This is a genomic window from Pseudonocardia sp. N23 (genome assembly GCF_002583555.1).
Taxonomy (GTDB): Bacteria; Actinomycetota; Actinomycetes; order Mycobacteriales; family Pseudonocardiaceae; genus Pseudonocardia.
Genome location: NZ_BEGX01000031.1, coordinates 21,865 through 34,386 on the forward strand (window position 1 = coordinate 21,865; position 12,522 = coordinate 34,386).

Sequence of the window (12,522 nt, forward strand, 5' to 3'; positions counted from 1 at the left end):
GCCGCGTCGCGTCGGCGCCGGTCCGCCCGGCGCTAGCCTGGCGCCGTGCTCTCGCCGGTCCATGCCCACGAGGCCGGCGAGGCCACATCGGACGCCGGACCGCCGGGCGGGACCCGCCGCATCGGTCCCGCGCACTGGGCTCTCGTCCTCGGCCTGCTCACCGTGCTCTGCGCCGTCGCGTTCCCCCTCGCACCCGTCACACAGACCGAGGCCACCTACACATGGGACGCCGCGGCCGGGCCCGCCGCGATCCCCCTCATGCCCTACCAACCGACGTCGTTGCAGGTCACGGTCGGTTGCGCGGCGGTGCGCACCGCGTCGCCCGGCACCGCACTGCTCAGGACGGTCCCTGCGCGCACCGACCCGGGCGCCGAGCCGCTCGCCGGCCTCGAGCTGACGGCTGGCCCCGGTCTCACGGTGCGGTCAGCAGGGGTGGACGTCGGCACCGTCGACGTCCCGGCAGGTGACTGCGCCGTCACCGTCACCTCCGACGGCACCGCGACACAGGTCCTCGTGGACGGGCGCCCGGTACTGACCGCCGAGGGCGACCTCCGGCCCGCGGTGGCCGGCGCGTTCGCCGACGTCGACGCCGGGCAGTCGATGCTGCTGGTGGCCGACACCCGCTGGGAGACGGCGATCTCGCCGCTCAAGGCCGCGATCGGAGCCGTCTGCCTCGCGGCGCTCGTCGGCACACTCGTCGCGCTCGGCCGCTGCGACCGGGCCGCGCGGCCGAGGGTCCGGCTGGTCGCCCGGCCCGGGCGGCCGCGGATCGTCGACGCCGCCGTGACGGTGCTGCTGCTCGGATGGTGGTGGATCGGGCCCGTCACCGTCGACGACGGCTACATCGCCGGGATCGTCCGTGGCACCGACCCGAACGGCTTCGTGGGCAACGGCTACCGCTGGCTCAACGCCCCCGAGGCCCCCTTCAGCTGGTTCTACGAGCTCTACGCGCCCTGGGCGGCGGTCTCGGCGTCGACGCTGTGGATGCGGCTGCCGTCGACGCTGCTGGGGATCGGCTGCTGGCTGCTGCTGTCGCGGGCCGTCCTGCCCAGACTGGGGGCCGCCGCCCGCAGACGGGCCGTGCCGTGGATCGCGGCGGTCGCGTTCGCGTCGTGGTGGCTGCCGTTCAACCTGGGGATGCGGCCGGAGCCGTGGGTGGCCGTCGGCACCCTGGCCGTCCTGGTGGCGGTCGAGCGGGCCGTGGCCCGCCGCGCAGTGCTGCCGCTTGCCGTCGCGTTGCTGCTCGCGGGCATGACGACGGCGGTCACCCCGGGCGGGATCATCGCGTTCGCCCCGGTCCTCGCAGCCGTGCTGCCGCTGCTGCGGCTCCTGCGGGCCCGCCGCGACCTGCACGTCCTGCCACTGGTCGCCGGCCTGCTGGGCGCCGCCGCGGCCCCGATACTGCTGATGTTCGCCGACCAGGGCCTCGCCGCGGTCCTGGAATCGGTGCGGGTCCGCCGCGAGATCGGCGGCGGGGTGCCGTGGTCACAGGAGTACGAGCGCTACTCCCTGCTGCTGGACGCCGACGACTTCCAGGGCGCCATCGGCAAACGCACCCCGGTGCTGCTGACGTTCCTCGCCGCGGCGGGTGCGGCGTGGTCGGTGGCCGGCCGCAACCGGGCCGGGCTCGCTGCCGGGCCGGTCCGGCGCCTCGTCGTGGCGTTCGCGGTGAGCGTCGTGTGCCTGACGGCGACGCCCACGAAATGGACCCAGCAGTTCGGCGTCCTCGCCGGGCTCGGCGCGGCCGTGCTGACCGTCGCTGCCGTGGGCTGGACGACGTCGGCACTGCGCGTCCGCACCCGGGGCCGGACCCTGGTGCCGGTGCTGGCCGGGACCGCGGCGCTGGCCGCCGCCGGCTCGCTCGTGCTGGCAGGCCGGGACCTGTGGCCGTACGTCTCCGGCTGGTTCCCGACCGAATGGGGGCTGCACCCGCCGGCTCTCGCCGGACGCTCGATCTCCTCGTTGTGGCTGGTCGTCGGGGTGCTGGCCGTCGTGGTCGTCGGCGGTGTCGCCGCCTGGCGGGCCGCCGCGCCCGGACCCGGCCGCCCGGCCGCAAGGTCCGGCGCACCGCGGCTGTTCCCGGCACCCGCCTGGATCGCGCTCGGCCTGGCCGTCGCGATCCTGCTCGTGCAGATCGGTGGCTTCACCCGCTCGGCCGTCGCGCACCCCGGCTCCTACACCCTCGCCTCCGACGCCGCCGCCACCCTGAGCGGCGACCCGTGCGGGCTCGAGGCGCGCCTGCTCGTCGAGACCGACCCCGCCGCGGGCCAGCTCCCGTCCGTCGGGCCGCTGACCACGACGGCACCGACCGTGGCCGCCGACGTCGGCGGCCGGCTCGTGCCCGGGCTCGCCGTCAGCGGTGGCGGGGTGACTCCGTGGTTCGCGCTCGACCCCGCGCAGCGCTCCGGCGACCTCCCGGTCGTCGTGACCCTCAGCGGCACGCCGGGCGCCGCGTCCCTGGTCGCGGAGTTCGCCGCGGCACCCGGCCAGCCCGCCGGGGCCCGCCAGGACGTCACCACCGACGTCGCCCGTCCCGCCGACGTCCGGCTCGTCGCACCCGCAGGCGCCGCGGTGGTGCGGCTCGTCGTCGAGCCCGGCGACGGGCCCGCCGGCACCGAGGTCGCCTCGCTCCCCCGCGTCCCCCGCCTCACCCCGATGACGACGCTGCTGCCCCGCGGTACGGCCGCGATCCTCGACTGGCCCGTCGCGTTCACCTTCGCCTGTCTGGACCCGGCACCGTTGCGTGACGGATCGGCCGGCCTCCCGGAGTGGCGCGTCGCACCCCCGGTGACCGACGCGTCGGCCGGAATCACCTACTCGCCCACGTCCGGCGGGCCGTTCGCCGCGCCCCGGCTGCTGGTCACCGAGGAGCGGCTGCCCGTCTACCTCGCGGGCGCCCCCACCGCCGAGCCCGTCCGGCTGTACCGATGGGTTGCGGCACAGGGCTTCACGACACTCGCACCCGTGGTCACCGACCGTGATGCATGGGGATGGCATTCTGACGGGAGAGTTCGGACGGCGTCGGCCCGGACGACCGGTTGATCCCGGCCCCGGCGTCCGCACGACCGCGTGTCCACCGACGAGGCAAAGGACGTTCGCCCGCATGCCAGCTCCTGCCGGCACCACCGAGATCCCGCGCACGGCCGCGACCGGCATGGACGCCGATCCCGCCGCCGACCCGTCGGCATCCGACGAACCGGGCGCCACGCGCAGGCTGCTGATCCAGCGCGGCCTGTTCGACGGTCCGTCGCCGCTCGTCCCGGAGGACCTCTACTCGGTCGTCGAGCGTGGCAACGCACGTCGTGAACGCGGCCGGGTCGTGCTCACCCCCGACAGCCTGCTGACCACGAACGCCTACTTCGGCCGGGTCCACGCCACCTACTGGCAGCGCTGGACCGACGTCACCGAACTGCAGGTCTCGCTCGTCGTGAGCGGGTCCGGCCGGGTTCGGGTCATGGCCTCGGACACCAACCGCATCCCGCGCATCGCCGCGGCCCAGGACGTCGCCGAGGCGCAGGCCGTCACGTTGCGCTTCGACGTGAAGCTCGATCGGTTCATGGACGGCGGCGGTCTCTGGCTGGAGCTGTCCACCGGTGGGGCCGAGCTGACGGTCTCCGACGTCCGCTGGTCGGTCGCCGAGGTGGCGGCGCCGCGGCCTGCGTCGATGGTGATCTGCACGTTCAACCGGGTCGACGACTGCCTCAACACCCTCGAGGCGCTGGCCGACGATCCTGTGGCGCTCGCCGCGATCCGCACGGTCTACGTCGTCGACCAGGGCAGCGACCCGGTCGAGTCGCGGCCCCGCTTCGAGACGATCGCGGCCCGGTTCGGCGATCAGCTCACCTACCTGCGCCAGCCCAACCTCGGCGGCGCGGGCGGCTTCACCCGTGGCCTGTTCGAGGTGGCCGGCAGCGGTGACGCGGACGCCGACACCGTCTTCATGGACGACGACGTGCTGCTCGAGCCGGAGATCCTGATCCGGCTGACCGCGTTCGCCAACCGCACCCGCAACCCGATGATCGTCGGCGGCCAGATGCTCAACCTGCTCCACCCCAGCAGGCTGCACATCAGCGCCGAGTACGCGGTGCCGGAGAAGCTGCTCGCCGGCCAGCCCGTCGGGGACGGCATGCACGACGCGATGCTCCTCGGTGTCGACGAGGAGGGGCTGCCGCACGTCGTGGAGCGCCGCGTCGACACCGAGTACAACGGCTGGTGGTCGTGTCTGATCCCGGCCGAGGTCGTCCGACGGATCGGCTACCCGCTGCCGATGTTCTTCCAGTGGGACGACGTCGAGTACGGCTACCGCGGCCGCGCCCACGGCATCCCCACCGTCTCCCTCCCGGGTGCGGCGGTGTGGCACGCCGACTTCGGGTGGAAGGACTGGGACGAGTGGCACCGGTACTTCAACATCCGCAACGCGCTGGTCACCGCAGCGCTGCACACCGGCTTCTCGACCCGCACGGTCGCGCTGCAGCTGACGAAGATGCTGTCGCAGTACCTCGTCGGCATGCAGTACGGTCTCGCCGCGACGCTGCTGCAGGCCGTCGAGGACTTCCTGCGCGGCCCCGAGATCATGGCCGACGGGTCGGCCGCCGCCGCGTCGGAGATCCGCCGGATCCGGGCGCAGTACCCCGAGACCGTCATGCACTCCGTCGACGAGGTGGAGAAGGACTTCCGCGAGCTGCAGGTCGTCCGGCCCACCGGTGAGCCCGGCCTGCCGCGTGCGACGTGGTTCAAGCGGGCGGCCTACCTGGCGCTGGACCGGTCGAAGGACCGTACCGGGTACGTCACGGCAGGCGACGCGCACTGGTGGCACACCTCGACGTTCGCGAAGGCGTACGTCACCGACATGTCCGAGGGCGGCGTGCGCGTCCGCACCCGGGACCGGGCGCTGGCCGCCGAGCTCGCGAAGCGGGGTGCCCGGACGCTGCGCAGGCTGCAGAAGGAGGCGCCGTCGGTGGTCGAGCGCTACCGGGCGGCGATGCCGGAGCTGACGAGCCGGGCGAACTGGGCCCGCCTGTACGGCCTGGACGACAAAGCCTGACCCTGGTTTCACGAACGGCACAGTGGCGCAACCGAGTTGCGCGACTGTGCCGTTCGTTCGATCGGAGCGGGTGCCGTCAGCCCTCGAAGATCTTCTTCCAGCTCTCGCGGCTGGTCAGCGTCGGCTGCGCCTCCCGGTAGCGACGCTGCAGCTCCGGCCACCGGCGGCCGATCTCGCGAAGCTGCTGCCCCGACCGCTTGAGCTGCGTGGCGAACAGGGCGCGGTCGCGGCGGCGGAAGGTGACGCCGCGGCCGTCGGGGGTCGAGACGGTCGCCGAGTCGAGGTGTGCCAGCACGTACCAGTGAGCCTTGCGTGAGGGAACGTTCCGCTGCGGGACGTCGTGGTGCGCCGGGTTCGGCGGGCGCAGGTTCGCGACAACGGCCCGGCCCAGCATCTTCACGGCCGTCGTCGCGTCGCGCGGGGCCTCCGGGAACGCCTGCGCGGCCAGCTCGTCGAGCTCCGAGAGCGGGACCTGCGTGGCGGAGTCGAGCGGGCGGCCATCGTCGAACTCCGCGCGCTTGGCCCGGATCTCGGGCAGCACCGTCGGCAGCTTGGGGAACAGCGCCTCGGGGCCGGCGAGGAAGTCCCGCAACGCCATCTCCTGCAGCGCCATCGCCGAGTACTCCATCAGGAGCAGGTGGCGCAGGCTGCGCTTGAAGGTGTCGAGCAGCAGGGCCCGGGGGTTGGCCGGACCGTGCAGCGCAGCGGCGACGTAGCGGTTGCGGTAGTGGAAGTAGGCCTGCCAGTCGCTGGTGTCGTCCTTCTCCAGGAACGACATGTGCCAGATCGCGATGCCCGGCACCGTCGCCGTGCGGTAGCCCTTCGAGCGGGCCCGCAGGCCGTACTCGGCGTCGTCCCACTTGATGAACAGCGGCAGCGGCAGGCCCAGGTCCTCCGCGACCGCGCGCGGGATCAGGCACATCCACCAGGCGTTGTAGTCGACGTCGGTGCGCGAGTGCAGCCACGGCGTCTGCCGCAGCGACTGGTCGGCCAGGTCGTGGTGCGGCTCGGTGCCCGGCGCGTTGCGCCACAGGAACGCGTTGCGGTCGACGACCTCGCCCATCGTCGAGAGCTGCGACCGGGACTGCAGCGACAGCATCTGCCCGCCGACGAGCATCGGGCTGCGCGCGAACCGCGAGAACGCGACGGCCCGGAGCACCGAGTCGGGCTCGAGCAGGATGTCGTCGTCCATGAACAGGATCTGCTCGCAGTCGGTCGACCCGAGCGCCTCGTACATGACGCGGGCGTAGCCGCCGGAACCGCCGAGGTTGGGCTGGTCGATGATGCGCAGCCGGTCGCCGAGGCGGGCCGCCGCGGTCGCGAATCCGTCGGCGTCGCGGACCTTCTGCGTGCCCTGGTCGGGCAGGATCACGGCCGTGACCTCGGCCAGGACGGCCGGGTCCTCACCGATCGCGGTGAGGGTGGCGACGCAGTCGGCGGGCCGGTTGAACGTCGGCATCCCGATCGTGACGGCGGCCCGGCCCGGCGCGGGCCGGTCGGCGAACCAGCCGCCCTCGACCAGGGTGAGCCCGCTGTCATCGGTGACGAGGTCGAACCAGTACCAGCCGCCGTCCTCGAACGGCTTGAGGTCGAGCGTCATGTCGACGTCACGGCGGCCCTCGATCACCTCGCCGCCCACGTAGATCTGGGTGCCGTCGGGCTTGGTGCGGTAGACCTCGACCCGGCCGCTGCCCTCGAGCGTCAGCCGCAGGTGGACCTCGGTGAGGATCGACCAGCGACGCCAGTAGCCGGCCGCGAACGCGTTGAAGTACGCCCCGAAGGAGACCTCCGAGCGGGCCGGCACCTCGGCCGAGGTCCGCGACACCACCCGGAGTCGGCGGCGGCCCCGCTGACCGAGGGTGAGCGTCACGGGCTGGGACGTGTCGCCCGGCTCCGGGTCCTCGGTGGCGACCTTGCTGCCCGAACCCTCGTCGACGTACAGCGCGCGGACCCGGGTCGGGTCGGCCGCGCGGGGCAGGATCACCCGCTGGAGCAGGCCGGGCGCGCTGCCGGCGGCCTCGTCGGACACGGGGCGCGTGGTCGGGTCGGTGGCGAGCTCGGTCATCAGGGGTGAGCCTCGGTCCTCTGCTGCTCGACGTCGGACGAACGCGGCTGCCGGTGGCGGTCGCGACACCGAGGGTAGCGACGGACGCCGGTCACCCCGGCCCGGGGCGCGCCGCCGGGGTCAGGCCGCCGACGTCTCGCCCTGCACGATGCGGTCGCCGCACGACGCGCGGGGCGTCGCCCGCTGCGCAGCGTCGGCGGCCTCGGCCTGCACGGCCCACGCCCGTAGCCGGGCCATCGTGGCCTCGTCGGGCACCAGCTCGCGGCGCACCCAGTTGCCGCCGCCGTTGGGGGACGGCCCGATCAGCACGTAGTCGGCCTGGAAGCGCGGGTCGTCGTCGAAGGCCATCTGGGTGCGGAACTCGCCGTGCGCGCGGAAGAACGTCGGCTTCACGTCGTCGAGGACGTAGTCGCGCACGCCCGCCCAGTCCTTCGTGGGCCAGAGCTTCGCGATCGTCGGCTCGGCGAGACCCGCGCCGTCGACGAGCAGCGACCTGCCGGCGAGTGCGCCGCCGCCGATCTCGGGCGCGAAGAACGTCGCCCTCTGCAGGCCCAGGATGTCGGCGTAGCCGTTGAACTCCCACCCGGTGTTCACGACGATCAGGCACATCGGCGCGGTCGGCGCGGCGCGGAAGGTCTGCGCGGAGCCGGCCCATCCCACACCGGAGAACACCGCGGCCACGACGGCGACGAGCGCGACCGTCAGCCTGCCGCGCACCCGTAGCCCGCCGAGGACCTCGGCACCCGCGAGGGTCACGACGAGCGCGCCCAGTGCCCACACCGGCGTGGCGAAGCGGTACTGCTCCATCCAGTCGGGGACGAGCACGCCGAACGCGACGACCCCCAGCCCGAGCGGTACCAGCAGCGCGACGACCGCCGTCCGGACGGGGGTGGCGCGCATCAGCGACGCGCCGACCAGCACCGCTCCGACCAGCACGCCGAGCCAGCCGGCGTACGACACGAGCTCGGTGACCTTGCCGAAGCCCGCGACCGTGGGCAGGCCCTGGGACTTCGCGACGGCGGTCGTCGGCAGCAGCTCGTGGAAGGTGGCCCACCGCCAGCGGAGGTACAGCGCGACCGGGATCAGGAACACCACCCCGGACAGCGCGGCGGCCGCGAGAGAGCGCAGGACCCCGCCCCGCCGGACGAGGACGAGCGCCACCAGCGGGAACGCGGCGCCGTAGATCAGCCCCTCGGGCCGGGTGAGGCCGGCCAGCGCCGCGAGCAGACCGCACGCGACGGCCGGGAACACCGACGAGAGCCGGTCCCGGGCCGACGCCCTGACCAGCAGTGCGCCGATCCACGCCACCGCGAGGGCGAGCAGCGAGTTCTCCAGCCCCGACACGCACCAGATGACGAACGACGGGATCGCCGACGCGATCGCCCCGGCGACGACCGTGACCACGACCGGCCTGCGCGACACGGCCGAGGCGGCGGCGTGGAAGGCGGCGAAGACACCGGCGACGCACAGCAGCGCGAGGAACTTCGGGTAGGCGACGTAGTCCGGGACGCCGAACCAGGCGCCGTGGTCGAACAGCCCCAGCCAGTGCCCGACGACGAGCAGCCCCAGCCACGCCGGGTTGGACCAGCCCTCGACCGGCGGCAGCCCCGCCTGCAGCACCGGCCCGGCGCCCGTGGCGACCGAACGGGCGTAGGCGAACGTGATGCCGGCGTCGTCGACCTCCCACTGCCCGTAGACGAGGGCGTGCAGGCCGAACAGCACCGTCGGGACCAGGACGGCCGGGACACCCCACCACCAGCGGCGCCCGCGGCGCGGCGGCTCGGGTTCGGGTCCGGTGTCCTCGAGCGGCCGAGCAACAACCTCGGCGGTGTCCGTCATGCCGGGAGTCTGGCAGGTGCCCGGCCACCGGCGTGGGACGCCGGACCAGGGCGTCGGCCGCGACCTCACGGTTGTCCCCGCGCGTCCGGACAGCGGTGAGGGTGCGGCCGGTCTCCCGCGGACAACGTCAGCGCGCCGCCGATGCGCCGGGGGGTCAGTCCTCGGACTCGGTCCCGGACAGCGGCCTGCCGTCGACGAGGAAGGGGCGGAGCCGGTTGTCGAACATCGTCAGCGCCGAGCCGATGGCCATGTGCATGTCGAGGTACTTGTAGGTGCCCAGCCGGCCGCCGAAGAGCACGTTGTGCTCGGCGGTCTCCTTGCGGGCGCGCTCCCGGTACCGCTCCAGCTTCGCCCGGTCGTCGGGGGTGTTGATCGGGTAGTAGGGCTCGTCGCCCTCCTCCGCGAACCGCGAGAACTCCCGGACGATGACGGTCTTGTCGGTCGGGTAGTCGCGCTCCGGGTGGAAGTGCCGGAACTCGTGGATGCGGGTGTAGGGGACCTCGGCGTCGTTGTAGTTCATGACCGACGTGCCCTGGAAGTCGCCCGTGTCGTGCAGGACCTCCTGCTCGAAGTCGAGCGTCCGCCAGCCCAGGTCGCCCTCGGCGAAGTCGAAGTAGCGGTCGATCGGCCCGGTGTAGACGACGGGCACGCCCGCAGGCAGCTCGTCGCGGATCTCGAAGAAGTCGGTGTCGAGGCGGACCGTGATGTTGGGGTGGTCGGCCATCTTCTGCAGCCACGCGGTGTACCCGTCGACGGGCAGGCCCTCGTAGGTGTCGTTGAAGTAGCGGTTCTCGAACGTGTACCGCACCGGGAGCCGGGTGATGATCGACGCGGACAGCTCGGTCGGGTCGGTCTGCCACTGCTTCGCGGTGTAGCCCTTGACGAACGCCTCGTAGAGCGGCCGCCCGATCAGCGAGATCGCCTTGTCCTCGAGGTTCGCCACGGCGGCGGAGTCGACCTCCGACGACTGCTCCTTGATCAGCGCGCGCGCCTCGTCGGGCGTGTGTGACTTCCCGAAGAACTGGTTGATCAGCGCCAGGTTCATCGGGAACGCGTAGACCTGGCCCTGGTACTTCGCGAAGACGCGGTGCCGGTAGCCGGTGAACTCGGTGAACCTGTTGACGTACTCCCACACCCGCTTGTTGGACGTGTGGAACAGGTGGGCGCCGTAGCGGTGGATCTCGATCCCCGTCTCCGGCTCGGCCTCCGAGTAGGCGTTGCCGCCGATGTGGGAGCGCCGGTCGAGCACCAGGACCTTCTTGTCCAGCTCGGCGGCGGCCCGCTCGGCGATGGTCAGCCCGAAGAACCCGGAACCGACGACGACCAGATCGAAGCCCGTGTCATCCACGGCGACCGAGGGTAGCGGCGGCCGCCGGACCCACCCGGTCCGGGTGTTCCGGCACCGCTGTCCAGGGCGGCGCCGTGGGCTCCCGGGCGGACCTGGCTAGCATGCGGCAGGAGGATGCACCACCCCCCGACACGAAGAAGAGGCTCGTGATCATCCCGCAGTTCGGTGTGGCCGACGGCGTGGTCGTGATCGCGTACGTGGCGGCCTTGCTGGTGCCCGGAGGCCTGGTCGGGTTCGTCGGCGGCCTGCGCGGCTGGACGCTCGTCGCCTCCGCGCCGCTGTTCACCTACGCCGTGTCCGGCATCGCCGGCCCGTTGCACTCGGCGATGGGCATCCGCTGGTCACCGGTGTCGTGGGCGGTGGCCTTCGTCGTGGTGGTCGTCGTCGTGGGCGGGCTCCGGCTGGTCGTCCGTCGCCGGCGCGGGGCGCCCGAGCCGGGTCCGACGATGCCGCCGTGGAGCCTGGCCGCGCAGCTCGCCGTCGTGGCCGCGACGGTCGTCGCCACCCTGGTGGGGATCGTCGTGATCCTCGGCGGCATCCGGACACTCGGCGCGATCCCGCAGGACTGGGACGCCGTGTTCCACGCCAACGGCATCCGCTACATCGCCACGACCGGCGACGGGTCGCTCTACGGGATGGGCCTCATCAACTGGTACGAGCCCGGCGCGCCGCCGATCTTCTACCCGAACGCCTACCACCTCCTCGGGACGGTCGTCTACGAGCTGACCGGCGCGACCGTCCCGACGGTCCTCAACGCCCACACCGTCCTGATCCCGGGGCTGATCGGGCTGTCGCTGGTGGCACTGGTGCGTCGCTACGGGGGCCGCCCGATCGTCGCGGCCGGCGCGGCGCTCGCCGTCGTCGCCGTCTCCTCGGTCTACGACCTGCTGTGGCGCGGCCCGCTGCTCCCCTTCGCCACCGGCGTCGCGCTCACCCCGGTCCTGGTCGTGCTGGTCGTCGACATGCTCGACGCGCAGGCCCTGCGGTCGACCCTGCGGCCCGCGCTGCTCTTCGCGCTCGGCATGGCGGGCCTGCTGTGCCTGCACCCCGCGATCCTCATCGGCGCCGTCCTGTTCACCCTGCCCGCGCTGGTGCAGCGCTGGTGGACCGCACCGGCCCGGGCGCCGCGCGAGATCGGGCTGCTCGTGGTCGCCGGGGTGCTGGCCGCCATCGCGTGTACCGCGCAGCTCGCCGGCACATTGAGCAGTGCCGGCAACCTCGCCGCGATCAGCTGGCCCGCCGACCTCTCGACGTCGACGGCCGTCGGCCAGGTCCTGACGTTCGGCCACGGCAGCGACACCATCCAGCTGTGGCTGACGGCGTTCCTGCTGGTCGGCGTGCTCACCTATCGCCGGCTCGGGTCCCTGCGCTGGGTCGGCTTCACCGCCGCGATCTTCGCCGCACTGTTCGTCGTCGCCGCGGCGTCGAGCGCGCCGTGGGCGAAGACGATCACGAGCCTGTGGTGGAACGACCGCTGGCGGCTCATCGCGCTGACCGCGGTGCCGCTGTGCATCGTCGTCGGGCACGGCCTCGGCGAGCTGCAGCGCCTGCTCGTGACGGCACTGTCCCGCATCGCCGACGCGGCCAGGCACCGCCCCCCGGAGGCTCTGCCGTCGCAGAGCCCGACGACGCAGCGCGTGCTGGCCGTCGCAACGTCCGTCGTCGTCCTGCTGGCCTTCGTGGTGCTCACCCGCGGCCTGTACACCGCCCGCGACCAGGCCCGGATGATGCAGAACAGCGGCAACGGCCCGGCCGTGTCCGGGCTGGAGATCGTCGGGATGGAGGAGATCGCCAGGATCGTCCCGCCCGGCGAACGCGTCCTCAACGACCGCGGTGACGGCTCGACCTGGCTCTACGCCCTGACCGGCCTGCAGCCGGTCGCCGGCCACTACGACGGCTTCCGCACCGGCCCGGACGCCGGCCTGCTCGCGCAGCGCTTCAACCAGTATCCCGACGACCCCGCCGTGCGCACGGCCGTCCAGCAGCTCGACATCGAGTACGTGCAGCTCGACGCCGGGTTCCTGCGCAGCGACGCGGCCCGCGCACCCGGGCTGACCGGCCTCGCCGGCGCCGACTGGCTCACGGTCGTCTACCGCAACCCAGACGTGGTCCTCTACCGGATCGACCCGCCCGGCACCGAGCGGACGTCGGCGGAGTCCCGGGCCGGTGTCCCCGCAGGTCCGCTGCTCTCCGACGGCTCCGGGTGACCGGGCGTCACGGTGGGCG

Annotated in this window: 6 protein-coding genes; 3 read left to right on the forward strand and 3 right to left on the reverse strand. The window is 73.2% G+C overall.

Annotated elements, in window-relative coordinates; genetic code table 11:
• Positions 1-45 precede the first annotated feature (45 nt).
• A complete protein-coding gene (locus TOK_RS10650) occupies positions 46-3,042 on the forward strand; it encodes an arabinosyltransferase domain-containing protein (RefSeq protein ID WP_098957666.1) in 2,997 nt (998 codons plus the stop codon).
• Positions 3,043-3,103: 61 nt separating this feature from the next.
• Positions 3,104-5,044 (forward strand): glycosyltransferase, encoded by a 1,941-nt coding sequence (locus TOK_RS10655; RefSeq protein ID WP_253258308.1) that lies wholly within the window; start codon positions 3,104-3,106, stop codon positions 5,042-5,044.
• Between the two features lie 76 nt (positions 5,045-5,120).
• Here TOK_RS10655 and TOK_RS10660 read toward each other — a convergent pair whose 3' ends face one another.
• From TOK_RS10660 to glf, 3 genes are all read right to left on the reverse strand, one after another.
• Positions 5,121-7,109 (reverse strand): glycosyltransferase, encoded by a 1,989-nt coding sequence (locus tag TOK_RS10660; protein WP_098957667.1) that lies wholly within the window; start codon positions 7,107-7,109, stop codon positions 5,121-5,123.
• A gap of 120 nt (positions 7,110-7,229) precedes the next feature.
• Positions 7,230-8,948: a hypothetical protein gene (locus tag TOK_RS10665; protein ID WP_098957668.1), complete on the reverse strand. Its 1,719-nt coding sequence runs from the start codon at positions 8,946-8,948 to the stop codon at positions 7,230-7,232.
• Between the two features lie 154 nt (positions 8,949-9,102).
• A complete protein-coding gene (gene glf / locus TOK_RS10670) occupies positions 9,103-10,296 on the reverse strand; it encodes a UDP-galactopyranose mutase (protein ID WP_098957669.1) in 1,194 nt (397 codons plus the stop codon).
• Between the two features lie 146 nt (positions 10,297-10,442).
• On the opposite strand from glf, the gene TOK_RS32515 reads away from it, so the two are divergent.
• Positions 10,443-12,503 carry a DUF6541 family protein gene (locus TOK_RS32515; protein WP_098957670.1) on the forward strand — a complete coding sequence of 687 codons (2,061 nt, stop codon included), beginning with the start codon at positions 10,443-10,445 and terminating at the stop codon, positions 12,501-12,503.
• Positions 12,504-12,522 lie beyond the last annotated feature (19 nt).